This is a genomic window from Halarchaeum sp. P4, assembly GCF_051195175.1.
GTDB lineage: Archaea > Halobacteriota > Halobacteria > Halobacteriales > Halobacteriaceae > Halarchaeum.
In genome coordinates this window covers 21,310-45,363 of record NZ_JBNTKC010000001.1, presented here as the reverse complement: position 1 = coordinate 45,363, position 24,054 = coordinate 21,310, and the positions used below count along the sequence as shown (strand labels likewise).

At 69.7% G+C, this 24,054-nt stretch carries 22 protein-coding genes and 1 tRNA gene; 8 read left to right on the top strand and 15 right to left on the bottom strand.

The window, feature by feature from the left end:
* The first annotated feature begins 104 nt into the window (after positions 1-104).
* Positions 105-1,124: an amidohydrolase family protein gene (locus ACQUS8_RS00220; protein WP_435095187.1), complete on the top strand. Its 1,020-nt coding sequence runs from the start codon at positions 105-107 to the stop codon at positions 1,122-1,124.
* Here the strand turns inward: ACQUS8_RS00220 and ACQUS8_RS00215 are convergent, their stop codons facing one another.
* The 3 genes from ACQUS8_RS00215 to ACQUS8_RS00205 form a co-directional block, all read right to left on the bottom strand.
* On the bottom strand, positions 1,125-2,072 hold the full coding sequence (locus ACQUS8_RS00215) for a biotin--[acetyl-CoA-carboxylase] ligase (RefSeq protein ID WP_435095185.1): 948 nt from the start codon (positions 2,070-2,072) through the stop codon (positions 1,125-1,127).
* Between the two features lie 34 nt (positions 2,073-2,106).
* A complete protein-coding gene (locus ACQUS8_RS00210) occupies positions 2,107-2,736 on the bottom strand; it encodes a DUF7504 family protein (RefSeq protein WP_435095183.1) in 630 nt (209 codons plus the stop codon).
* A gap of 141 nt (positions 2,737-2,877) precedes the next feature.
* Positions 2,878-4,677 (bottom strand): acetyl-CoA carboxylase biotin carboxylase subunit, encoded by a 1,800-nt coding sequence (locus tag ACQUS8_RS00205; protein WP_435095181.1) that lies wholly within the window; start codon positions 4,675-4,677, stop codon positions 2,878-2,880.
* A gap of 98 nt (positions 4,678-4,775) precedes the next feature.
* On the opposite strand from ACQUS8_RS00205, the gene ACQUS8_RS00200 reads away from it, so the two are divergent.
* Positions 4,776-6,164, top strand: a complete 1,389-nt coding sequence (locus ACQUS8_RS00200) for an NCS2 family permease (protein ID WP_435095179.1) — start codon at positions 4,776-4,778, stop codon at positions 6,162-6,164.
* On the opposite strand, the gene ACQUS8_RS00195 is transcribed toward ACQUS8_RS00200, so the two are convergent.
* The 7 genes from ACQUS8_RS00195 to ACQUS8_RS00165 all read right to left on the bottom strand — a co-directional run bounded on the left by ACQUS8_RS00195 (position 6,161) and on the right by ACQUS8_RS00165 (position 12,783).
* The gene (locus ACQUS8_RS00195) at positions 6,161-6,472 is read right to left on the bottom strand and encodes an antibiotic biosynthesis monooxygenase (RefSeq protein ID WP_435095177.1); all 312 of its coding nucleotides are present in this window, start codon (positions 6,470-6,472) and stop codon (positions 6,161-6,163) included. The two genes, ACQUS8_RS00200 and ACQUS8_RS00195, sit on opposite strands and share 4 nt — an antisense overlap.
* Positions 6,473-6,512: 40 nt before the next feature.
* A complete protein-coding gene (locus ACQUS8_RS00190) occupies positions 6,513-6,770 on the bottom strand; it encodes an acc operon protein (protein WP_435095175.1) in 258 nt (85 codons plus the stop codon).
* A complete protein-coding gene (locus ACQUS8_RS00185) occupies positions 6,771-8,315 on the bottom strand; it encodes an acyl-CoA carboxylase subunit beta (RefSeq protein WP_435099236.1) in 1,545 nt (514 codons plus the stop codon).
* A gap of 72 nt (positions 8,316-8,387) precedes the next feature.
* The gene (locus ACQUS8_RS00180) at positions 8,388-9,827 is read right to left on the bottom strand and encodes a sodium-dependent transporter (RefSeq protein ID WP_435095173.1); all 1,440 of its coding nucleotides are present in this window, start codon (positions 9,825-9,827) and stop codon (positions 8,388-8,390) included.
* 135 nt (positions 9,828-9,962) lie between these two features.
* Positions 9,963-11,288 carry a sodium-dependent transporter gene (locus ACQUS8_RS00175; protein ID WP_435095171.1) on the bottom strand — a complete coding sequence of 442 codons (1,326 nt, stop codon included), beginning with the start codon at positions 11,286-11,288 and terminating at the stop codon, positions 9,963-9,965.
* Positions 11,289-11,401: 113 nt separating this feature from the next.
* Entirely contained in the window at positions 11,402-12,361 is a 960-nt protein-coding gene (locus ACQUS8_RS00170) for an NADPH:quinone reductase (RefSeq protein ID WP_435095169.1), read from the bottom strand.
* A gap of 44 nt (positions 12,362-12,405) precedes the next feature.
* Positions 12,406-12,783, bottom strand: a complete 378-nt coding sequence (locus ACQUS8_RS00165) for a hypothetical protein (RefSeq protein WP_435095167.1) — start codon at positions 12,781-12,783, stop codon at positions 12,406-12,408.
* Positions 12,784-12,976: 193 nt separating this feature from the next.
* Between ACQUS8_RS00165 and sucC the strand changes: the two genes are divergently transcribed.
* Positions 12,977-14,119 carry an ADP-forming succinate--CoA ligase subunit beta gene (gene sucC / locus ACQUS8_RS00160; protein WP_435095165.1) on the top strand — a complete coding sequence of 381 codons (1,143 nt, stop codon included), beginning with the start codon at positions 12,977-12,979 and terminating at the stop codon, positions 14,117-14,119.
* The gene (gene sucD / locus ACQUS8_RS00155) at positions 14,116-14,985 is read left to right on the top strand and encodes a succinate--CoA ligase subunit alpha (RefSeq protein ID WP_435095163.1); all 870 of its coding nucleotides are present in this window, start codon (positions 14,116-14,118) and stop codon (positions 14,983-14,985) included. The genes sucC and sucD overlap by 4 nt, the downstream gene beginning before the upstream one ends.
* 126 nt (positions 14,986-15,111) lie before the next feature.
* Here sucD and ACQUS8_RS00150 read toward each other — a convergent pair whose 3' ends face one another.
* Both ACQUS8_RS00150 and ACQUS8_RS00145 read right to left on the bottom strand, forming a co-directional pair.
* On the bottom strand, positions 15,112-16,716 hold the full coding sequence (locus tag ACQUS8_RS00150; RefSeq protein ID WP_435095161.1) for a bacterio-opsin activator domain-containing protein: 1,605 nt from the start codon (positions 16,714-16,716) through the stop codon (positions 15,112-15,114).
* A gap of 27 nt (positions 16,717-16,743) precedes the next feature.
* Complete coding sequence (locus ACQUS8_RS00145; RefSeq protein ID WP_435095159.1) at positions 16,744-17,016, bottom strand: helix-turn-helix transcriptional regulator; 273 nt, start codon at positions 17,014-17,016, stop codon at positions 16,744-16,746.
* A 104-nt stretch (positions 17,017-17,120) separates the two neighbouring features.
* Between ACQUS8_RS00145 and ACQUS8_RS00140 the strand changes: the two genes are divergently transcribed.
* The 3 genes from ACQUS8_RS00140 to ACQUS8_RS00130 all read left to right on the top strand — a co-directional run bounded on the left by ACQUS8_RS00140 (position 17,121) and on the right by ACQUS8_RS00130 (position 19,487).
* The gene (locus tag ACQUS8_RS00140) at positions 17,121-17,432 is read left to right on the top strand and encodes a hypothetical protein (RefSeq protein ID WP_435095157.1); all 312 of its coding nucleotides are present in this window, start codon (positions 17,121-17,123) and stop codon (positions 17,430-17,432) included.
* 42 nt (positions 17,433-17,474) lie between these two features.
* Entirely contained in the window at positions 17,475-18,512 is a 1,038-nt protein-coding gene (locus tag ACQUS8_RS00135) for a DNA-methyltransferase (RefSeq protein ID WP_435095155.1), read from the top strand.
* Positions 18,513-18,581: 69 nt separating this feature from the next.
* A complete protein-coding gene (locus tag ACQUS8_RS00130) occupies positions 18,582-19,487 on the top strand; it encodes an ADP-ribosylglycohydrolase family protein (RefSeq protein WP_435095153.1) in 906 nt (301 codons plus the stop codon).
* Here the strand turns inward: ACQUS8_RS00130 and ACQUS8_RS00125 are convergent.
* On the bottom strand, positions 19,484-21,340 hold the full coding sequence (locus tag ACQUS8_RS00125; protein WP_435095151.1) for an SLC13 family permease: 1,857 nt from the start codon (positions 21,338-21,340) through the stop codon (positions 19,484-19,486). The genes ACQUS8_RS00130 and ACQUS8_RS00125 overlap by 4 nt on opposite strands.
* A 108-nt stretch (positions 21,341-21,448) precedes the next feature.
* A tRNA-Val gene (locus ACQUS8_RS00120) sits at positions 21,449-21,523 on the bottom strand.
* A gap of 248 nt (positions 21,524-21,771) precedes the next feature.
* Between ACQUS8_RS00120 and ACQUS8_RS00115 the strand changes: the two genes are divergently transcribed.
* Positions 21,772-23,499, top strand: a complete 1,728-nt coding sequence (locus ACQUS8_RS00115; protein ID WP_435095149.1) for an adenine deaminase C-terminal domain-containing protein — start codon at positions 21,772-21,774, stop codon at positions 23,497-23,499.
* Here ACQUS8_RS00115 and ACQUS8_RS00110 read toward each other — a convergent pair.
* Positions 23,493-24,026 carry a cob(I)yrinic acid a,c-diamide adenosyltransferase gene (locus ACQUS8_RS00110; protein ID WP_435095147.1) on the bottom strand — a complete coding sequence of 178 codons (534 nt, stop codon included), beginning with the start codon at positions 24,024-24,026 and terminating at the stop codon, positions 23,493-23,495. The genes ACQUS8_RS00115 and ACQUS8_RS00110 overlap by 7 nt on opposite strands.
* Positions 24,027-24,054 lie beyond the last annotated feature (28 nt).

The window sequence follows — 24,054 nt, the reverse complement described above, 5'->3', positions numbered from 1 at the left end:
CCTCGCACCTATTCGACGGCGCGTAAGCGACGGCGCACGCGGGACGCCCCGGCACGCAGTTCGACTTCGCGGAGAACTAAGCCCGTCCGCCCCACACTCCCACCATGGAAATCGAGGGCACCATCCTCGCCGGCCGCGACTTCGCGGCCGTGGAGGGTCGCGTGGTCGTGGAGGACGGGGAAATCGTCGCCGTCGAGGAGGCGAGCGTCGAGAGCGACGACATCGTCCTCCCGGCGTTCGTGAACGCGCACACCCATCTCGGGGACTCCATCGCGAAGGACGCGGGTCGGGGCCTCTCGCTCGAGGAGCTCGTCGCGCCGCCGGACGGCCTCAAGCACCGCCTGCTCCGACAGGCCGACCGCGAGGAACTCGTCGCGGGGATGCGTCGCTCCCTGCAGTACATGGCCGAGTCGGGCACCGCTGCCACGCTCGAATTCCGCGAGGGCGGCGTCGCGGGCGCCGAGGCACTCCGCGAGGCCACCGCCGGCATCGACGTCGACACGTTCATCCTCGGCCGCGACGACCCGAACGTCCTCGACGTCGCCGACGGATATGGGGCGAGCGGCGCGAACGACGCGGACTTCACGCGCGAACGGCAGGCCGCCCGTGACGCCGGGAAGTTCTTCGCCATCCACGCGGGCGAAGTCGACGACAGCGACATCCATCCCGCACTCGACCTCGACCCGGACCTGCTCGTCCACATGGTCCACGCGGACGACGTCCACCTCGACCGCGTCGCGGACTCGGACGTGCCGATTGCGGTCTGTCCGCGCTCGAACCTTGTGACGAACGTCGGCCTGCCGGACGTCCCAGAACTCCTCGAGCGGACGACGGTCGCGCTCGGTACCGACAACGTGATGTTGAACTCGCCGTCGATGTTCCGCGAGATGGCCTACACGGCGAAACGATACGACGTGAGCGCCGTCGAGGTGCTGCGGATGGCGACGACGGCGGGCGCGGACATCGCCGGCCGAAACGACGGCCTCATCGCCGAGGGTCGGGACGCGAACCTCCTCGTGCTCGACGGCGACTCGCACAACCTCGCGGGCTACCAGGACCCCGTTCGGGCGGCCGTGCGGCGCGCGAGCAAGAGTGACGTGACGAACGTCGTCCACTCGACCTAACTAGACGGGTCGGAGGTGCTCGCACTCGCCGGCGTGGACGACGCGCTCCTCGCCGGCGTCCGTCTCCACGACGAGCGCGCCGACGTCCGTGACGTCCACGGCCTCGCCGACGACTGTCTCGGTCGGGAGCGTGACGCGCACGCGGGTGCCGAGCGTCGCCGCCTGCTCGCGCCACGCCTCGCGGGCCGCCGCCGGGTCCGCGCGCAACTCGACGAAGCGCTCGAGCGCGCGCTGGACGAGGGTGCGGCGCTCGACGGGGTCGCCGCGCTCGACGAGGAGGCTGGTCGCGCCCTCGGGGAGGTCGTTGGCCGGGACGTTCGCGTTCAGGCCGACACCGACGACGACCCACGACACCTGTCCGGCCTCGCCCTCCATCTCGGTGAGAATCCCGGCGAGCTTCCGGCCGCCGCGTTCCGCGTCGGGGTCGGGCACGAGGAGGTCGTTCGGCCACTTGATTTCGGCGGGGACGCCGGCCTCGCGGACCGCCCCGCAGACGGCGGCGCTCATCGCGACGGTCAGGAGGGTGACGCGTGCCGGCGGGAGGTCCGGCCGGCAGACGACGCTCATCCAGACGCCGCCGGAGGGCGACGCCCACTCGCGCTCGAGGCGGCCACGTCCACCAGTCTGCTCGTCCGCGAGGACGACGACGTCGCTCGCGCCGTCGGCGGCGAGGTCGCGCGCCCGGTCGTTCGTGCTCGGGACGCTGTCGTGGTACTCGACCTCGAACGGCGCTGTGAGGCCGTATTCGACGGCGAGACCGCCGTACTCGGGTATCTCGGAGAGGACGTAGCCCGACCCGGTGCTCTCGACACCGAACCCGGCGTCGCGCAGCGCCTCGACGTGCTTCCAGACCGCGGCGCGCGAGACGTCGAGCGCGTCGGCGAGTTCCGGCCCGGAGACGGGGCCGTCCGCGAGCGCGTCGAGGACGGCGCGGCGTGTCTCGTTCACGCTGCGGTGTAGACGTGGGTGGCGTAAAAACGTCTCAGAGTTCCAGCCACGGCGACGTCTCCTCGGGGAGGTGCCAGCGTTGCTCGGGGACGTGGCCGCGGCGCCGACGGAGTTCGATGCGCGCGTCGAAGAGCGGCGCGAACTCGGCGACGAGGGCGTCGTCGTCGGGGACGCGCAGGTGCGCGTGGAACATTCCCTGTGCGTCCGAGACGGTAGTGCCGACGGTGGCGGCGAGGTTCGCTGTCTCGTCCACGCCGCGCGCGTCGATGAGCGGGTCGAGCGAGACGAGGCCCGCGCGGAACGCGCCCTCGTCGGCGGTGGTGGCGCGTTCGGCGGTGTCGGCGGCGACGTCGGGGAGGCGCTCGATGTCGGTGTCCGCACAGCCGTCGCCGGGTCGGTCTGCGAGGACGGCGGTGCGGGCGGTGTCCCGGTAGTCGAGGACGCGCAGTGCCTCGTCGTCGGTGTCGACGCCGCCCGGCAGGAGTGTGCTCGGGTCGTCGAACGCCGGGTCGGTCAGCGCGAGCAGACGAACGCGTCGCTCCGCTGGCGACCCGAGCAGTTTCCGGGTCGCGCGTGCCGTCGCGCTCGCTCCCGCGGCGCCGGTGACGAGTATCGAACACCCGTCGCGCTTGTATCGGCGGAGTGTTTCGGTGAACGAGGACATGTTCCCCTCCCTCGTGATCCCCTATCCGTCGTCGGTCGGCCGACTCTGTACACTCGTTGATAGGATGTAGTTGTGTATAAAAACTTGGGCGAAATCGGCAGTAAACTGAACGTCGTTCGGCGTTCGGGCGGCAAACCTTGCCTATTCGATGACGACGAGGACGTCACCCATGTCGACGCTCTCGCCCTCCTCGACGGCCACCTGCGAGACGGTGCCGCCGTGGGAGGCGACGACGTCGTTCTCCATCTTCATCGCCTCGAGGACGACGAGGACGTCGCCGGGTTCGACGACGTCGCCCGCAGAGACGTCGACGGAGAGGATGGTGCCCTGCATCTCCGCCTCGACGGTCTCGCCGCCCGCCTCCACGACCGTCTCCCCCTCGGACTCGTCGCCGCCGGGGCCGACGGGCGCGGACGGCGCCGCGGAGTCGTCGGCCTCGACGTCGGGAATCGCCGGCACGTCGCCGTGCTCCTCGAGGTTCACCTCGAAGCGCTTCCCGTTCACCTCGACGGTGAACTCGCGCTCGCGGGCCGTCTCCTCGCCCTCGGACTCGCTCGGTTCGGAGCCCCAGCGCTCCTGGGCGTCGTAGAGTTGCGTCTCGTCGAACTCCTCGTCGAGGTACGTCGTCGTGTGCTCGCCGGCGACGAACGTCTCGTCCTCGAGCATCAGCCGGTGGAACGGAATGATGGTGACGATTCCCTCGACGTCGTACTCGGCGAGCGCGCGCTTCGAGCGCGCGATACACTCCTCGCGGTCGGCGCCGTAGACGACGAGTTTCGCGACCATCGAGTCGTAGTCGGTCACGAGATCGTCGCCCTGCCGGAGCGCGTCGTCCACGCGCACGCCGATGCCGCCGGGCGGGTCGTAGACGTCGAGCGTGCCGCCCGTCGCGGGCGCGAAGTCCTCCGCAGCGTTCTCCGCGTTGATGCGGAACTCCATCGCGTGCCCCTCAATCTCGACGTCCTCCTGGGCGAACGCGAGTTCCTCGCCGGCCGCCACCCGGAGCTGCCACTTCACGATGTCGACGCCCGTAATCTCCTCGGTGACGGTGTGCTCGACCTGAATCCGGGTGTTCACTTCGAGGAAGAAGAACTCGTCACCGGAGACGAGGAACTCGACGGTGCCCGCGTTCACGTAGTCCGCGGCCTCGACGCCGCGCCGTGCAGCCTCCCGAATCTCGGTCTGCATATCCGCGTCCAGCGAGGGGCTCGGGCCCTCCTCGATGACCTTCTGGTGGCGGCGCTGGAGCGAACAGTCGCGCTCGCCGAGATGCCGGACGTTGCCGTGTTCGTCCGCGATGACCTGCACCTCGATGTGCTTCGGGTCCGCGAGGTAGCGCTCGAGGTAGACGGAGTCGTTCCCGAAGTAGGCCTCGCCCTCGCGTTTCGCGGCCTCGAGTTGCTCCTCGACCTCGCTCTCCTCCTCGACGACCTTCATGCCGCGCCCGCCGCCGCCGCCCTCCGCCTTGATGGCGATGGGGTAGCCGTGCTCCTCGCCGAACGCCCGGACCTCGTCGGCGTCCTCGACGGGGTCCGTCGTCCCGGGGACGATGGGGACGTCCGCGGCGTCCATCACGGTGCGTGCGCCGGTCTTCTCGCCGAGCTGCTCCATCGCGTCGCTGGAGGGGCCGACCCACGTGAGACCCTCCGTCTCCTCGACGAGCGCCGCGAACTCGGCGTTCTCCGCGAGGAAGCCGTAGCCCGGGTGGATGGCGTCCGCACCAGCCTCGAGGGCGGCCTCGACGATGGCCTCCTGGTCGAGGTAGGACTCGGCGGCGCGCGCCGGGCCGACGCGGTAGGCCTCGTCCGCGTACCGGACGTGACCCGAGTGCTTGTCCGCCTCGGAGTAGACCGCGACCGTCTCGACGCCGAGGTCCTCGCACGCCCGCATCACGCGAACGGCGATCTCGCCCCGGTTCGCGACGAGAACCTTCTCGAACATACCGGGGTTTTCCGGCAGCGGCCACCTTACGTTGTCGGTCCGCCGCGCGCGTCGAGACGACACCTCTATATCCACGAGGCCGCTCCCCGCGGAGGGGCATGACTCTCAGCGACAGGCTCGCGGCCGTCTTCGAGTTCGACGCGCACGACACCGACCTCCGCACCGAGGTGGTGGCCGGCATCACGACGTTCCTCACGATGTCCTACATCGTCGTCGTCAACCCCGCCATCCTCGTCGCCGCCATCGACACGGGCGCGGGCGACGCCGCGACGCTCCAGATGCTCGCCGTCGTCACCGCGCTCTCCGCGGGGGCCGCGACGCTCGTGATGGCGTTCTACGCGAACCGGCCGTTCGGCCTCGCGCCCGGGATGGGTCTCAACGCCTTCTTCGCCTTCACCGTCGTCGGCGCGATGGGCGTCCCCTGGCAGACGGCGCTCGCCGCCATCGTCGTCGAGGGCGTCCTCTTCATCCTCCTCACGCTCGTCGGCGCCCGCGAGTACGTTATCAACCTCTTCCCCGAACCAGTCAAGTTCGCCGTCGGCGCGGCGCTCGGCCTCTTCCTCGCACTCATCGGCCTCGAGAAGACGTTCATCGTCATCAGCGACCCCTCCACGCTCCTCACGCTCGGCGCCGTCGCCTCCGACCCCGTCGCGATCATCAGCGTGCTCGGCCTCTTCCTCACGTTCGGCCTCTACGTCCGGGGCGTGACGGGCAGCATCGTCGTCGGCATTCTCGTCACGAGCGTCCTCGGATGGGGGGCGGCCGCGCTCGGCTACACGAGCCCCCACGACTCCGTCCCGCTCGCGCCCAGTCTCCCCGCACCCACGTGGGACATCACGCCGCTCGTCGGCGCGTTCCTCGCCGGGTTCCGTGACCTCGACGCGCTCGCGTTCACGCTCGTCGTCCTCACGTTCTTCTTCGTGGACTTCCTCGAAACCGCCGGGACGCTCACCGGCGTCGGCCAAATCGGCGGCTTCCTCGACGAGAACGGCGACCTCCCCGACATGGACAAGCCGCTGATGGCTGACGCCGTCGGCACCACCGTCGGCGGGATGCTCGGCACCTCCACCGTCACCACCTACGTCGAGTCCGCCACCGGCATCGAGGAAGGCGGTCGAACGGGTATGACCGCGCTCGTCGTCGCGCTCGGCTTCTTCGCCGCCGTCGCGTTCGTCCCGCTCGCGGCCGCCATTCCCCAGTACGCCAGCCACATCGCCCTCGTCGTCGTCGCCGTCCTCATGCTCGGGAACGTCAGCGACGTCGACTGGCACGACCCCACGCACGCCGTGCCCGCCGGTCTCACGGTCATCGTCATGCCGTTCACCTACTCCATCGCCTACGGCATCGCCGCCGGCGTCATCACCTACCCCGTGATGAAGGCGTTCGCGGGCGAGTGGGACGACGTCCACGTCGGCCAGTGGGTGCTCGCGCTCCTCTTCGCCGGCTACTTCGTCCTCCGCACCGGCGGCTATCTCACCAGCGTCTAGACGAGGTCCTCACACTCGTAGTGGCGCGCCGTCGGCTCCCAGTCCTTCAGGACGTCCTGGGCGATCTCGGGGACGTGTGCGGCCTCGTAGTCCTCGCCCGCGAACTCCTCGACGGCCTCCCAGTCCTCGAAGGTCATCGTCGTCACGAGCTCGACCATCCCGCTCGCCGTCTCCCGGCGGCCGAGCCGGAAGCCGAGCAGGCCGTCGATGTGCGCCTCGAACTCCGGGACGATCTCGTGTTCGAGCATCTGCTCGTACTCGTCAGCGTCCTCGGGTTCCGCACGTGCGTGCCAAATGCGTTCGATCATACGCCGTGAGAGGCAGGGCGTGCGGAAAAAGCCTCGAACTTCAGAACCGGTCCGCCCGACCCGCGGCGCTCCACGCGTCCGTCGGCGCGCCGTCGGGGACGCGCCCACCCTCGGCGCCGATGGCCTCGAGGCGACCCGCGAAGCGCCACTTCTCGCCGTCCCACGACGGTTCGTCCTGTCGGGCGGCGCGCGCCGCGGCGGCGAGGCGGGCGCGCTGCTCGCTGAGGTGCGCCTCGATCGCGGCGACGACGGCGGCCGCCTCCTCCGCGCTCGCGCTCTCGGGTGCGTCGACCTGCATCTATAGCGGGATGTTGCCGTGTTTCTTGTCGGGCCCGGACTCGCGCTTCGTCGACAGCATCTCCAGGTCGCTGATGAGCCGCTGGCGGGTGTCCGCCGGCTCGATGACGTCGTCGAGGAAACCGCGGTCGGCGGCGGTGTAGGGGTTCGCGAACTCCTCGCGGTATTCTTCGACGAGCGCGTCCCGGAGTTCGTCCTCGTCCTCGGCCTCCGCGAGTTCCTTCCGGTAGAGGACGTTGACGGCGCCGCGCGGCCCCATCACGGCGATTTCGGCGGTCGGCCACGCGTAGTTGACGTCCGCGCCGAGATGCTTCGAGGCCATCACGTCGTACGCGCCCCCGTAGGCCTTGCGCGTGATGACGGTGAGGAGTGGGACGCTCGCCTCGCTGTAGGCGTAGAGGAGCTTCGCGCCGTGCCGGATGATGCCCTCGTGCTCCTGGTCGGTGCCGGGGAGGAAGCCCGGGACGTCCACGAAGGAGACAATTGGGACGTTGAAGGAGTCACAGAAGCGCACGAACCGGGAGGCCTTCTCGGAGGCGTCGATGTCGAGCGTGCCGGCGTTCACCCGCGGCTGGTTCGCGACCACGCCCACGGACCGGCCGTCGAGGCGCGCGAACCCGACGACGAGGTTTTTCGCGAAGTCCGCCTGGACCTCGAAGAAGGAGCCCTCGTCCATCACTTCCTCGACGACGTCCGTCGCGTCGTAGGGCTTGCGCGGCTCGTCGGGGACGATGTCCTCAAGGGCCTCGGGTCGCCGGTCGGGGTCGTCCCACGGCTCGACCCGGGGCGGGTCCTCGACGTTGTTCTGCGGGAGGTAGGAGAGGAGCCGGCGGATGTCGTCGAGGGCGTCCTCCTCGGACTCCTCGGCGAAGTGCGCGACGCCCGAGGTGGAGGTGTGGGTGGTCGCGCCGCCGAGTTCGTCGAAGCCGACTTCCTCACCGGTGACGGTCTCGATGACGTCCGGGCCGGTGATGAACATGTGGCTCGTCTCCTTGACCATGAAGACGAAGTCGGTGAGCGCGGGCGAGTAGACGGCCCCGCCCGCACACGGCCCCATGATGGCCGATATCTGGGGGATGACGCCGCTCGCCTGCTGGTTCTTGTGGAAGATTTCGCCGACGCCACCGAGGGACTCGACGCCCTCCTGGATGCGCGCGCCGGCGGAGTCGTTGAGGCCGATGACGGGCGCGCCGACTTCCATCGCCTTGTCCATCACCTTACAGACCTTCTGGCAGAAGACTTCGCCGAGCGACCCGCCGAAGGCCGTGAAGTCGTGGGCGAAGACGAACGTCTTGCGGCCGTTCACTTCGCCGTAGCCGGTGACGACGCCGTCGCCGGGAATCTTGTTCTCCTCCATCCCGAAGTTATGCGACCGGTGCGTCCGCAGTTGGTCGAACTCCGTGAAGGTGCCGTCGTCGAGGAAGTAGTCGATGCGCTCGCGCGCCGTCATCTTGCCCTTCTCGTGCTGGGACTCGATGCGGGCCTCGCCGCCGCCCTTTTCGGCGCGGCGTTTCCGCTCGCGCAGTTCCTCGATGCGCTCTTCCATCGTCATTTGTTGAATCCCGTTTCACCGGTCGTCGTCAAAAGAACACCGAATGACGGAGTCTGCGCGCGTGCTTCAGAAGACGGAGTCCGGACGCCGGAGACCGGCGACGGCGAGGAGAACGCCGACGACGGCGGCGGCGAGCGCGAGCGTCGAGGACGCCACGCGGACGCCGAGCACATCGAGCTGGCCGACGGTGACCCCGAGGGCCGAGAGGAGACCCGTGATGAGCGTGAAGACGAGGAAGATCGGGATGAGGACGCCGACGAAGAGGAGCCACGGCGTCGCGAGCGAGCGGGCGAACTCGCCTGCGCCGGCGCGGTACTCATCGAGGGCGCGCGAGCCGAGCACCCAGCCGACGAAGAGGAGGAAGCCGGCGAGGCCGGCGGTCATCAGGAGGTTGACGAGGGTGTTCGCGAGTAGGCCGAAGGTCGCCTTGTCGAGCGCGCAGGCCGCGGCGCCGACGGCGACGAGGCCGGTGACGGCGCCGGTCGCTTTCGCTCGGGAGACGCCGTGTTCGTCGACGAGATAGGCGACGGGAATCTCCAGCATGCTAATCGAGGAGGAGAGCGCGGCGAGCAGAACGACGGCGAAGAACAGGACGCCGAGGGCGCGCCCGAGCAGGCCGAGGGAGGCGAACGCGCTCGCGACGGAGACGAAGATGGCGCCGGGGCCGCCGCTCCCGACGTCGAGGCCGAAGCTGAACAGGAGCGGGAAGACGAGCAGGCCCGCGAGGACGCCGACGGCTGTGTTGAGCACGGCGATGGTGGTGGCGTCGCCGGGGAGCGAGCGCTCCTCGCCGAGGTAGGAGGAGTACGTGATCATCGTCCCGGTGCCGAGCGAGAGCGTGAAGAGCGCCTGCCCGACGGCCGCCGGGAGGATGTCGAGGAAGTTCGCGCGCAGGTAGGCGATGTCGGGAGAGAGGAAGAACGTCGCGCCGTCGATGGCGCCCGGCCGGGTGAACGTCCAGCCGGCGAGCGCGATGAGCAGGAGGATGATGGCAGGCATCATCACCTTCGTCGCGCGCTCGATGCCCTTCTCGACGCCGCCGTAGACGATGGCGGCGGTGGCGCCGAGGAACGCGAACCCAAACGCGAGCGCGCCAGGGCCGTAACTGATGGCGGAGAAGTAGGCGCCGGACTGGCCGAAGTAGCTACCGGCGACGGAGGCGGCGGTGTAGCGGACGAACCAGCCGCCGACGACGCTGTAGAACGACACCAAGAGGAGCGTGGTGACGACGGCGAAGAGACCGAAGGCCGCCCAGAGGCGCGAGCCACCCGAGAGCGAGTGGAGCGCGCCGACGGGGTTCCGGTTCGAGCGCCGGCCGATGACGAACGCGCCGAGAAGTCCGGGGACGCCGACTAGCAGGATGATACCGAGGTAGAGGAGGAGGAACGCGCTGCCGCCGTTGTTCGCGGTCATCCACGGGAAGCGCCAGACGTTCCCGAGGCCGACCGCGGAGCCGACGGCCGCGAGGATGAACCCCGCGCGTGTTTTCCATGTCTCTCGTGCCATTGACACGGGGTAACACGCAGGTATTCAAGAGGGTTTCGCATGACGCAACGGCGAAAAAGCGGCAGTAACGGCCGCGAGACAGCCATTGTGTCGATACAGTGATGCGAGAAAATCGGCGAGACGGCTGTCAGCGCCTCAGAAGTAGGCGCCGGACAGCAGGTTTCCGCCGAAGTTCATGACGCCGAGGTAGAGCGTGACGATGACGGCGATGGGGACGACGATGCGCACCCACCAGAGCCAGACCGTCGTCGCGCCCTCGCCGAGCGTGCTCCCGCGGCCGAGCTCGTCGACGGCCTCACGGTTGGCGACCCAGCCCGCGAAGAGCGCGATGAGCAGCACCGCGATGGGGAGCATGATGTTGAAGACGAAGTCGTTGAAGAGCCCGACGTAGCCGTACGCCGGCGCGATGCCGAGGACGAAGGCGACGGCGCCGATGCCGACGGCGACAGTCCGCCGGTCGGTGTCCCGCGAGTCGACGATGTAGGACGTCGGCGCTTCAAGCAGGCTGATGGAGGAGGAGAGCGCGGCGAACAGCAGGACGACGAAGAAGACGAAGCCGATGACCTGACCGGCGGGCACCTGCCCGAACGCGCCCGCGAGCGCGATGAACGCGGTCCCGGCGCCAGTCGAGCCGGTGAGCGTGTCCGTCGCGGCGAGAATCGGGAAGACGGCGAAGCCGGCGAGGAGTGCGACGACGGTGTTGAGGATGACGATGATGGCGCTGTCACCCGGGAGGCTGTCGTCGCGGCCGAGGTAGGACGCGTAGGCGATCATCACGCCGAACCCGAGCGAGAGCGTGAAGAACGCCTGCCCCATCGCGTTGGGCACGATGGAGCTGAAGTTGCTCGCGATGACGGAGAAGTCGGGCGAGAGGTAGTAGCTGTAGCCCGCGGCCGCCCCGGGGAGGGTCGCGCCCCACGCGGCGAGGCCGACGAGGAGGACGAGAATCGCGGGAATCATGAACTTGGTCGCGCGCTCGATACCGTCCGCGACGCCGAACGCGACGATGCCGATGGTAATCGCGATGAAGAGCGCGTGCGCGCCGACCGCGATGAGTCCGGAGGAGACGCCGCCGAAGTAGCCGCTCGCGTTCCCGAGGTAGCCCCCGGTCACGCTCCCGACGATGTAACTGATGACCCAGCCGCCGACGACGCTGTAGAAGGAGAGCGTGATGAACGACGCGAGGACGCCCGTCGCGCCCGCAATCGTCCAGTTCCCGTAGCCGAGTTCCTCGAAGGCGGAGACGGCGTTCTGCTTCGAGCGCCGCCCGATGACGAACTCGATGAGCATCGTCGGGAAGCCGATGAGGAAGACGGCGAGGAGGTAAACCACGAGGAAGGCCGCCCCGCCGTTCGATGCTGTCTGGAACGGGAACGACCAGATGTTCCCCAGCCCCACTGCGCTACCGACCGCGGCGAAGATGAACCCCGCGCGGGTCGTCCAAGTCTCTCGTTGTGCCATGTCCAGTCATGGTGTGAGTGGTCCGGCCTAATAAGCGTGCGTTTCGCACACGCACGATACGTGTCAGTCGGCGGCATACTCCGCCGATTTCCGGCCCGCTCGGGGTGGGTCGATTACGGTTCGACGACGAGTTTGCCGAAGAAGGACTCCTCGAGCACCGCGCGCTGGGCGTCCGCGGCCTCCGCGAGGGCGTAGCTCCGCTCGATGTCGGGCGCGAGGCGACCGTCCGCGAGCAGCGTGGCGAGCCGGCCGAGCACCGCGCCGAGGTCCGGCGTGTTGTACATGCTCATCAGCGAGACGGAGAGTTCCTTCGCGCGAGCACCCGGGACGTCCGGGAGCGTCGCGGCGTTCTCGGTGTTCCCGATGGCGACGACGTCCGCGCCGGGCGCGGCGACCTCGGCGTCGAAGCCGAAGTAGTCGTCGACGCGGTGGTCGAGTATCACGTCGGGTGCGCCCGCCTCGACGACGGCGTCCGCGAGGTCGTCGCGTCGGTAGTCGAGGACGGTGTCCGCGCCGAGCGTCCGCAGGCGGCTGTGGTACTCCTCGCTCGCGGTCGTCGTGACCGTCGCGCCCGCGGCGTCCGCGAGTTGGACGGCGACGTGACCGACCCCACCGGAGCCACCGTGGACGAGGCAGGTCTCGGCGGGTTCGAGGTCGCCGTGGTGGACGAGCGCGCGCCACGCCGTGACGCCGACGAGCGCGACGGCCGCACCCTCGGCGAAGGAGACGCCGGCGGGGAGCGGCGCGAGCGAGTCCGCGGGCGCGACGGCGTACTCCGCGTAGGAGCCCTGGTTCCAGTTGCCGAGGCCGGTGCCGAAGACGCGGTCGCCGACCGACCATTCCGTGACGTCGTCGCCGACGGCGTCCACGACGCCGGAGACGTCCGAGCCCGGAATCATCGGGAGGTCCGGTGGCTCGTAGTCCCCCTCACGGAAGTAGGTGTCCACGGGGTTGACGCCCGCGGCCTTCACCTCGATGCGGACTTCGCCCGCGCTCGGTTCCGGTTTCGGGACGTCCTCGTCGACCTGTAGTACGTCGGGGCCGCCGGTCTCGTGGTAGCGGACAGCGCGCATGGGAGGGGCATGGCGGCGCGGGGAGATAAGTGTGGGCGAACCCGTCAGGCCGGCTCGGCGAGCGCTTCGAGCGTCATGACGGCCATCGCGGCGGCGAGCAGGATGCCCCAGAGGAACGCGAGCATGCCGAGTTGCGGGATGCCGAGCGTCGCCTGCACGACGAGCGTTCCGGGGAGGAGCCACTGGCCCGCAATGAAGCCCCACGTGGCGATACTCCGCCGCTTGCCCGTGGTGCCGTAGTGGTCGATTGCGAGGCCGGTGACCACCGCGAGGATGCCGAGCACGCCGAAGTGCGCGTGCGCGCCGACGAGTTGTCCCCAGTATGGCGGCACGCCCACCATGTGGCCCGCGACGTTGCCGATTCCCCACACCATCTGCACCGTCAGCCCGGCGAAGCCGGACACCTTGAGTATCCGTGACATGCACTGCCGAGTCAATGCCATCGAACCATAATGTTTGGGACGGAGACACGTCTGCGGGGCCACGAGCCCGCGACGAGGAGGTGGCCGTCGGCGCCGATTCGCCCGGCGTCTCCGGACGGACGTGCACCGCCGCGCTCGGTCCGTTCCGGAAACACTAACTCACCCTCTCGGAAACCTACGAGGCGAGTCACAAATGAGGCTGCACGAATACCAGGCGAAGGACGTCTTCGCCGACGCGGGCATCCCGACGCCCCCGTCCGCGCTCGCGACCACCGTTGACGAGGTCGTCGAGCAGGCCGAGGAAATCGGGTACCCGGTTGCGGTGAAGGCACAGGTCCACGTCGGTGGACGCGGGAAGGCTGGCGGCATCAAACTCGCCGAGGACGCGACGGAAGCGCGCGAGGCCGCCGAGGACATCATCGGTATGGACCTCAAGGGCTACACCGTCGACAAGGTCCTCGTCGAGGGCGCCGTCGACTTCAAGAACGAACTCTACGTCGGCGTCACGATGGACCGCGGCGAGGGCAAGCCCGTCGCCATGGTCTCCACGCAGGGCGGCGTCAACATCGAGGAGGTCGCCGAGGAGAACCCCGAGGCCATCGCCCGGGAGCACATCGACCCCGCCTTCGGCATGCATCCCTATCAGGCCCGGAAGGTCGTCTACGACGCCGGCGTCCCCAAGGAAGTCGCTCGCGACGTCGCGAGCATTCTCACGACGCTCTACGACCTCTGGGAGGACAAGGACGCCTCCGACGCCGAAATCAACCCCCTCATGATTACCGAGGAGGACGAGGTCATCGCCGCGGACGCCGTCCTCAACATCGACGAGGACGCCCTCTTCCGCCACCCCGACCTCGCGGAGATGGAGGACGAGGCCGCCGAGGACGAACTCGAAGCCAAGGCCAACGAGTACGGCTTCGACTACGTCCGCCTCGACGGCAACGTCGGCATCATCGGCAACGGCGCGGGTCTCGTCATGACGACGCTCGACCTCGTCGACTACTACGGCGGGAAGCCCGCGAACTTCCTCGACATCGGCGGCGGCGCGAAGGCCGAGCGCGTCGCGAACGCCCTCGACATGGTCTTCTCCGACGAGAACGTCGACGCCGTCGTCTTCAACATCTTCGGCGGTATTACGCGCGGTGACGAAGTCGCGAAGGGCATCAACGAGGCCCTCGAGCAGTTCGACGAGATTCCGAAGAAGGTCGTCGTCCGGCTCGCCGGGACGAACGCCGAGGAGGGACGCGAAATCCTCAACGACGAGCTCGTCACGGTCGAAGAAACCCTCGAAGGCGCCGTTCAGCGCGCCGTCGAATACGCGGAGGACGAACAATGAGCATTCTAGTCGACGAAGACACCCGCGTCGTCGTTCAGGGTATCACCGGCGGCGAGGGGAAGTTCCACACCGAACAGATGATCGAGTACGGCACGAACATCGTCGCCGGCACCTCGCCCGGCAAGGGCGGCCAGGAAGTCGCCGGTGTCCCCGTCTACGACACCGTCGAGGAAGCCGTCGAGGAGGAGGACGCCGACGCCTCCGTCGTCTTCGTGCCGCCGGCGTTCGCCGGTGACGCCATCTTCGAGGCCCTCGACACGGACCTCGACCTCGTCGTCGCCATCACGGAGGGCATCCCGACGCAGGACATGGCGAAGGTCAACAAGCGTCTGACGGAAGTCGACACGCGCCTGCAGGGACCGAACTGCCCGGGCATCATCACGCCCGGCGAGGCGAAGCTCGGCATCCTCCCGGGGAACATCTTCTCCGAGGGGAACGTCGGTCTCGTCTCCCGCTCCGGCACCCTCACCTACCAGGTCGTCGACAGCCTCACCGAGCGCGGCATCGGCCAGACCACCGCCATCGGCATCGGCGGCGACCCCATCATCGGCACGTCGTTCATCGACGCCCTCGAGGAGTTCGAGAACGACCCCGACACCGACGTCATCGCGATGTGCGGTGAAATCGGTGGCGAGGACGAGGAGGAGGCCGCCGCGTACATCGCGGAGAACATGGACACGCCCGTCGTCGGCTTCATCGCCGGCCGCACCGCGCCCCCGGGCAAGCGCATGGGCCACGCCGGCGCCATCGTCTCCGGTTCCGGTACGGGCACCGCGGAGTCCAAGATCAACGCCCTCAACGACGCGGGCGTCCCCGTCGGCGACACCCCCGAGGAAGTCGCCGAGCACGTCGAAGACCTCCTGTAGAGGTCCTCACCCGACTGTCTCACTTCTTTCAACGCACGCCGAGCGGCGGCGCTGTGCGTGCAGGAGGCAACCGAGCGGGTCGCTCCCGTCGCTCAGCGGTCGGCGTCTGGTCGCGCGTAGCACGACCTATTCCCCGAAGAACGCGTCGAACAGTTTCCGTTCGCCGGCGCGGAAGTGCTGGTAGAAAGTCGGCGGGGAGACACCCATCGTCTCCGCGACGTCCTCGCCGCTGGACTCGCGGGGCCACCGGAGGTAGCCCGCGTAGTAGGCGGTCTGGAGGGCGGTGTGCTGGCGGTCGGTGAGGCGGTCGTGGACTTCGCCGCGGACGTCCGTAAACGGGCGGCGCTGGCGGTCGACTTCGCGCTTCGAGACGAGGTCGGCGTTCGGGTGGATGCGCCGGACGTGGTCGACGATACCCCGGACGTCCGCGTCCGGGGCGGCCCGCACGACGAAGTGGCCGTCGCCGCTCGCGACGACGGCGGACTGGACGCGCGCGCCGGCGTCCGCGAGCGTGGCGACGATGTCGCCGTCGGCGAGCGCCGCCTCGACGAGGCCGCCGGCGCGCTCCTCGTGCGTGTGGACGACGCGGCCGTGTTCGAGGGCGTCGCCGGCATGGTCGAGGAGTCGCTGCGGGTCGACGCCGTCCACGTCGACGTAGAGGACGGCGGGGTCGTCGGGGACGAACCCCTCGAGCGTGAGCGTACAGTCGAGGGCGGCCGTCGCGCCGATGAGGCCGCCGGTGTCGGTGACGCGGAGTTCGAGCTCGAGGACGCGGTCGGCGTAGAGGAGTTTGCGCTGCTCGCTCGCCTCGATGGCGCTCGCGACGAGGCGGCCGAGTTCGGCGAGTGCGTCCGTTACCTCGTCGAACGCGTGAGCCTCGTCCGCGTAGACGGAGAGCGCGCCGTAGACGGTGTCGCCGGTCGCAACGGGAACCGCGGCGCTCGACCGGAAGCCGTGCTCGCGCGCGGTGCCCGCCCACGGCGAGAAGCGTGGGTCCGTATCCACGTCGTCGACGGTGACGACTGACTTCGTACGGAGCGCGCGCCCGGTCGGCCCCTGTCCGGTGGCCGTGTCGTCCGTCGTCACCTCCACGACGTCGAGGTAGTTCGACGCGCGAGCGTTGCCGGCCGCCCACGCGACCGGTTCGACGTCCGCGGAGGTGAGACGCGGCCGGCCGAACCACGCGAAGACGTGCGGGTCGGTCGCCACGAGTTGCTCGCACGCGGTCTCCTCGACGGTTCCCCGGTCGTCCGCGTCGATGACGGCCTGCGTGACGTCCCGGACGAGCGCGTCGACGCGTTCGAGACGCTCAAGCGTGCGTTCGCGGCGACGGCGCGTGGTGATGTCGCGCCAGCGCGCGAGGAGATAGTCGCCGTCTGCTTCCGCGACATCGTGGAGGTCGACGAACGCGTGGACGGCCTCCCCGTCGGCGTCTTCGAGAGTGAGTTCGCCGTCGCCCCACTCGACGTCGTCGGGGTCGCGCGCGAGCGCACGCAAGCGGTCGTACCCCTCCCCAGCCTCGGTGCCCGGCAGGAGCGACGCGACGGGGCCCCCGGTGAGTGAAGCGGGCGCGTATCCCCAGAGGTCGCTGGTCGCGTCGTTCGCGTAGACGACCGTTCCGTCGGGTGCGAGGAGGATGAGGGCGTCGTCGGCGTCGCGGACGAACGACTGGAGGACCCCCGAGTCCGTGAGGAGGTCCGGGAGGGCGTCGGTCGAGGGATACGTGGTCATATTTCGTGTGCTCGCGTGGACGGCGACTCAGTCGTCGAGCGAGTCGGGTGCGTGCTCGGGGAGGAAGACGAGGTTTCGCCCACCGACGCGGACTCGGGTGATGCGGCCGCGGTCCTCGAGGTCGGCGAGGACGCAGCAGACGGCTGATTCGGTGAGTCCGGAGCGCTCGACGAGGGTACGCTGGCACAGCCGTCCACTGCTCTCGGCGAGCGCATCGAGGACGAACTGGGCCGGCGTCGTACCCGTCCGGACGGCGAACGCCGCGCGGGTCTCGTGGCGACGGCTCTCGTCCGTGGGCATCGTGTCAAACGTGTACGGCTGGAGCAGTGAAGTGCTCCGGGCCAACATAGTTAGGCCGCCCCCGTCCCGGGAGGTTGAAGGCGCTCGCGTCCCGAGCGTCGCGTATGTCGGATTCGTCGGAACGGCGTCGCCTCCCCGGGTTCTTCTACCGGTTCGCCCACCCGGAACTCGCAGTCGTCAGCACGGCCGGTGCCGTCCTCTGGCTCGCCGGCTTCGTCCTCGCCGGGGTCGGCGTCGCCCTCCGGCCGAGCGACCCGACGACGGCCTACGCACTCTTCTACTACGGTGGCGTCGTCGGCGCGCTCGGCGTCCTCGTCATCGCCGCCGTCGTCGTCTACCTCCTCGGCCTGTGGCTCCTCCGGGACGTCCTCGGCGTCCTCGACTGGGAGAAGCCCGAACCGGGCGCGCGGCGATAGCACCCCGAACCGTTAACCCTGCGGCCGCGCCACGCTGAACGTATGGAGACTACCCACCGCGTCGTCGCCGATGACGCGCGGGACCTCGCCGCCCTCGACGACGACAGCGTCGAACTCGTCGTCACCTCGCCCCCCTACCCGATGGTCGAGATGTGGGACGACCTGTTCGCCGACGCCGACCCCGCCGTCGCCGACGCCCTCGACGACGGCGACGGCGAGCGTGCCTACGAAGCGATGCACGGCGTCCTCGACGCCGTCTGGGACGAAGTCGAGCGCGTCCTCGTCCCCGGTGGCATCGCCTGCGTCGACGTCGGCGACGCCACCCGCACGATTGCGGACTCCTTTCGAGTCTACCGCAACCACGCGCGCGTCGCGGATGCCTTCTGCGAGCGCGGGTTCGACCCGCTCCCCGAGGTGCTCTGGCGCAAACCCACCAACAGCGCGACGAAGTTCATGGGATCGGGAACGCTCCCGCCGAACGCCTACGTGACGCTCGAACACGAGCACGTCCTCGTCTTCCGCAACGGGCCCGAGAGCCGCTCGTTCCCGCCGAACGACCCGGACCGCTACGCCTCCGCCTACTTCTGGGAGGAGCGCAACACGTGGTTCAGCGACGTCTGGACGGACGTCACAGGCACCCGACAGGGCCTCCCGGCGGCGCGCGGCGCGCGCGAACGCTCCGCCGCCTACCCCTTCGAGATTCCCTATCGACTCGTCCACATGTTCAGCGTCCGTGGCGACACTGTTCTCGACCCCTTCTGGGGCACCGGGACGACGACGCTCGCGGCGATGGCGGGCGCGCGCGACTCCGTGGGCTACGAGCTCGACGAGGGTCTCGTCGCGGCGTTCGCCGACCGGCTCACCGACGTCGAGGCGTTCACGGAGCGCGTCGCCCGCGAGCGCCTCGAGCGCCACCGCGAGTTCGTCTCGGAGTTCGACGGCGAGTTCGCCTACGACGCCACCCACTACGACGTCCCCGTGAAGACGAAGCGCGAGCGCGACCTCCTCCTCTACAGCGTGCGCGACGTCGCGGAGACGGAGTGGGGCTATCGCACGCGCCACGACCCCGTCGAGAGATAGCTCGCCTCGCACGCGCGCCGTCCGCGGACGGACCGTACACTTTTGTCTCGTGACACGAGACGGGACGACATGGACGAGAACCGCGCGAGCGGCGTGCTCCTCGGACTCGCGTGCGGCGACGCCCTCGGGCGTCCCGTCGAGTTCGAGAGCGGCGCGCGCATCGCCGAGCGACACGGCACGCTCACCGAGATGGTCGGCCACGGCACGTGGAACAAGCCCGCGGGCACGCTCACCGACGACACCGACCAAGCGCTCTGCGTCGCCGAGAGCCTCCGCGCGTGCGACGGCTTCGACGGCGCCGACGTCGCCGAGCGCTTCGTCGCGTGGTACGAGTCGGGGCCCTTCGACGTCGGAGGGATGACGCGGCGCGCGCTCCAGCGCCTCCAGCGCGGCGACGCGTGGGACGAGGCGGGCGAACGCGTCTGGGAGGCGAGTCCCGAAGGGAGCAACGCCGGCAACGGGAGCGTGATGCGCACCCCACCGGTCGCCGTCGCCTACCACGACGACCCTGAGGCGCTTGACCGGGTAAGTCGGGACGTCTCGCGCATCACGCACGCCGACCCACGCTGTACGTACGGCTGTGTCGTTCTCGACCGAACCATCGCGGGCCTCCTCGGCGACGCCGCCGACCCGCTCGCCGACGCGCTCGACGCCGTGCGCGGGGACGCACCCGCGGAACTCCTCGACGCCCTCGCTCCCGTCGCCGACGGCCGAGAAATCGCGGTGTTGCGGACGACGGGCTACGTCGTCCACACGCTCCAGACCGCGCTCCACGACGCCCTCTGCGCCGAGAGTGCGGAGGACGCCATCGTCACCGCGGTCAACCGCGGCGGCGACACCGACACCGTGGGTGCCGTCGCGGGTGCCGTCGCCGGCGCGCGCTTCGGCGCGGACGCGCTCCCTGAGCGCTGGCTCGACGTCATCGACGAACGCGAGCGCCTCGAATCGCTCGCGCTCGAGCTTGCCGCGCGCTAGACGCCGAAGAAGACCGCGATGCCGAGCGTGACGACGACGGCGAGGAGCAACTGGAGCGGCCCGCCGACGCGCACGTAGTCCGTGAACGTGTAGCCACCCGGCCCGTACACCATCAGGTTCGTCTGGTAGCCGATGGGCGTCGAGAATGCCGCCGACGCCGCGAACATCACGGCGAGCAGGAAGGAGAACGGCGAGGCGTCGATGCGCGTCGCCGTGTCGATGGCGATGGGACTCATCAGGACGACACTCGCGACCGGCGTGATGACGCTCGCGAACGCACCCGTCAGGAGGTAGAAGAGCGCGAGCACCGCGACGGCCGGGAGGACGTCCGCGCTCTGGACGAGCAGGCTCGCGATGAACGCCGCGCCGCCCGTCCGCTGCATCGCCATGCCGAGCGGCAGGACGCCAGCGAGCAGGAAGATGACGTTCCAGCTCACCGCATCATAGGCGTCCGACGGTGAGAGACAGCCCGAGACGACCATCGCGACGACGCCGCCGAGCGCCGCGATGACGATGGGGACGAGGCCGAGCGCCGCGAGCACGACGACCGCGCCCATGATGCCGAGCGCGATTGGGGTTTTGGGGCTGAGCGGCGCGACTTCCTCCTCGTCCGCCTCCGGTTCGATGACGTCCAGCGCGCCCTCCGGGAGATGCGCGAGCGCGACGTCCCCCCTGTCCTGCAAGTGTTCGACGTCCGCGAGCGTCGTGTGCAGGAGGAGCGAGTCGCCCGCGCGGAACTCCGTGTTCTCCACGTCCGCGATGAGGGTGTCGCCGCGTTGAAGCGCCAGCACCGTCGAATCGAACTGCTCCGTGAGCCGCGCGCTCGCCGGCGTCTCGCCGACGAGCCGGGAGTCCGCGAGCACCACGACCTCCGCGAGCGTGCTCGACTCCGTCGTCAAGTCCGCCGTCGAGACTTCCTCCTGCCGGCGACGCCGCAGACCGTAACGGTCCGCGAGCCGGTCGACCGTCTCCTCGCTCGCGCGCATCGTCAGCACGTCGTCCGCCGCGAACGTCTGGTCGGACGCCAGCGCGTGGAACGCCTCCTCGCCACGCTCGAGGAGCAGGACGTCGACGTCGAGGCCGCCCTGCTCCGCGAATTCCTCGCGCACCTCGTCGACGCGTCGCCCCACCAGCCACGACGCCTCGGGGACGTCCATGCGGACGAGGTGGCGCTCCACGTCGAACTCCTCGGTCAGCTCCGCGTCCACCGGCACGCGCGCCGGCGTCAGGCGCCGCCCCACCGTCAGGAGGTAGGCCGCGCCCACGAGGAACACGACGATGCCGAGCGGCGTGAACTCGAACATCCCGATGGCGCCACGCCCCGGAATCTGGCGCGCGAAATCGCTCGCGAGGAGGTTCGTCGACGTCCCGATGAGGGTCAGCGTCCCGCCGAGCATCGCCGCATACGAGAGCGGCAGGAGGAGTTTCGACGGCGAGACGTTCGCGCGCTCCGCAAGCCCCGACACCATCGGGATGAACACCGCCACGACCGGCGTGTTGTTCACGATGCCCGCCGAGACGCCCGTCGTCCCCACCGTCGCCGCCAACAGGCGGCCCTCGTCGCCGCGTGTCACGCGCGCCAGATGGACGCCGAGGCGCTCCACGATACCCGTCTCCTGTACGCCCCGACTCAGAATGTACATCGCGACGATGGTGATGGTCGCCGAGCTCGCGAACCCCGAAATCGCGTCCCGCGCCGAGACGCCCGTGTACGGTTCGAGCACCGCCAGCGCCACCAACACCCCGACAGCGGTGATGTCCGACGGCACCGCCTCCGTGACGAACAACACCAGCGCCACGAGCACGAGGCCGAAGACGACCAGCATACCCGTCGATATCGGTGGCAGAGCCATTATCCGGTGGGACTCAGGGATGCGGGAAAAGTCTGGCCGCCGAAACGCGTGCCGCTGTGACTAGACGAGGGGACGCAGTCGCTCCTTCGGAAGCGTCAGGAGAACGAATGGGTCGGGGCGGATTCGAACCGCCGGCCTGCTCCGTGTGAAGGAGCCGTCATAACCAGACTAGACCACCGACCCGCTGTGTCTCGGTAGCGGGAGCGAAAACTTAAGGCTGTCTTATTCGGCCCGGCGGGCGACGACGCCGGTGAGGGCGTGGGAGGCAGCACACCGAGGTGGAACGGGTGTCTTCGGAAGTCCTTCGGGTCGCCACAGAGGCGACAGGAGTGTTCGGCCGTGTCGTCGCGCCGAGGTGACCCCACAAGCGGTTTGTCGGTGTCGGGTGTGGCCTCGGGTATGACGCAGACGCGACTGACGGAGGGACGGACGTGACCGACGTGGAGGCAGTGGCACTCGGCGAGGCGAACGCGGACCTCGTCGTTCGGGGCGGGCGGGTGTTCCGCCCGGAGTCCCGGACGTTCGACGCGGTGGACGTCGCCGTCGTCGGCGGGACGGTGGCGGCGCTCCCCGAGGACGCCGCGGACGTCATCGGCTCCGAGACGACGGTCGTGGAGGCGACGGACCGCGCGGTCGTCCCGGGGTTCGTCGATGCGCACACCCACCTCGACCTCCACCAGACGTTCGAGTCGGCCTACCACTACGCGCTCCGCGGGGGAACGACATCGGTCGTCACGGAAGTCTCGGGCTTCGGCCCCGCGTACGGCGCCCGTGGCGTCGAGGCGTTCCTCGACGCCGTCGCCGACCTCCCGGTGACCGTGCGTGCCGCCATTCCGCCCCAGCAGCTCTTCGACACGTTCGGGCCCGCGGAGGAAGACGCGGGCGACGCGCTCGAACCCCTCCTCGAGGACCCGCGCGTGGTCGGTGTCGGCGAGAGCGCGTGGGTCCACGTCGTCGGCCGGGACCCGCCCGCCGAGCGGCTCTACGAGCGCGCCCGCGACCTCGGGAAGACCGTCACCGGCCACGGCGCCGGCTGTCGCGGCGCGACGTATCAGGCGTTCGCCGGCGTCGTCACGGACGACCACGAGGCCATTACCGCCGAGGAAGTAATCGAGCGCGTCGAGAACGGCGTGCACGCCGTCGGGCGCTGTGGGTCGATTCGCGACGACCTGGACGCGCTCGCCGAGGCCTACGAGACGGTTGGCGCGGCCGAGCTCTCGCTCTGCACGGACGGGATGTGGCCCCACGACCTGCTCGACCAGGGCTGGATGGACGCCGTCCTCGAGCGCGCCATCGACGCCGGCATCGACCCGGCGGACGCCCTCCGGATGGCGACGCTGAACCCCGCGCGCCATTTTGGCCTCGACAGGAAGGGGACGCTCGCGCCGGGGAGCGACGCCGACGTCGTGGTGCTCGAAGACCTCGAGACGGTGGACGTCGCCACCGTCGTCGCGGACGGCGAGGTGGTCGTCCACAACCACGACGTGCAGGTCGGCCCGCGCCCGCACGACTACCCCGAGGAGTTCTACGACGCGGTCGAGGCACCCGACCCCGAGGCGTGGCGCGTCCCCGCGGCCGCCGCCACCGACGGTCAGGTCGAGGCCATCGCGTACGACGAGGGCCTCCTCTCCGGGCCGGCGACAGTCGAACCCCGCAACGTTGAGGCCGAGTTGCGGGCCGACCCCGCGAACGATATCGCGAAAATCGGTTTATTCGACCGGCTCGACGGCGACACCGGGTTCGTCGGCTTCTGCACCGGGTTCGGTATCGAGGCGGGCGCGCTCGCGACGACGGTGACGTGGGAGACACCCGGCATTCTCGGCCTCGGCGTCGACGACGCGGACCTCCGGCACGCGGTCGCGCGCGTCGAGGAGATGGGCGGCGGGTGGGCCGTCGTCCGCGACGGCGAGGTGCTCGTCGAACTCCCCTATCCCGTGGGCGGCGTCGCGGCGGCGCGCGACGTCGAGGAGACCGGTCAACTGCTGACTGCCGTCGGCGAAGCGGTGCGTCGCCTCGGGTCGGACGCCGAGCGCCCGCTCCTCGGCGTGCAGACGCTCACCTTCACGGGCGTCCCGCGGCGCAAACTCACGTTCGGGGGATACGCGGACGTCGTCGAGCGCGAGGTACGGGGGCTCGCGCCGACGCGGGAGAATCAGTAGGTCGGTTCGTCCTCGTGGACGCCCTCGCGGGCGTTCACGAGGCGCGCGAGCGTGAACAGCGCGTCCGAGAGGCGGTTCAGGTAGACGACCACCGTCTCGTTGACCGCCTCTTCCTCGGCGAGCGCGACCGCGCGGCGTTCCGCGCGGCGCGCGACCGAGCGCGCGTGATGGAGTTTCGCGCCCGCCTCACTTCCGCCCGGGAGGACGAAGTTCGTGAGCGGGTCGAGTTCCTCGTCGGCGTCATCGATCCACGACTCGACCTCCTCAACGTGGGACTCCTGCACGCGGTGGTCACCATTGTCCGGGTCGGGGGTCGCGAGGTCCGCCTGCGCGATGTGGAGGTGGTTCTGCGCGGCGGTCAGTGCTTCGTCCACGTCGTCGTAGCCCGTCGGCGCGACGACGCCGAGCAGCGAGTTCACCTCGTCGACCGTCCCGTAGGCCTCGATGCGGGCGTCCGTCTTCGAGACGCGTTCTGCACCCCGGAGGTCGGTGCGGCCTTCGTCGCCGCGGCCCGTGTATATCGTCACGTCTCTCAGGCGTCCCCCGCAAGCGTCT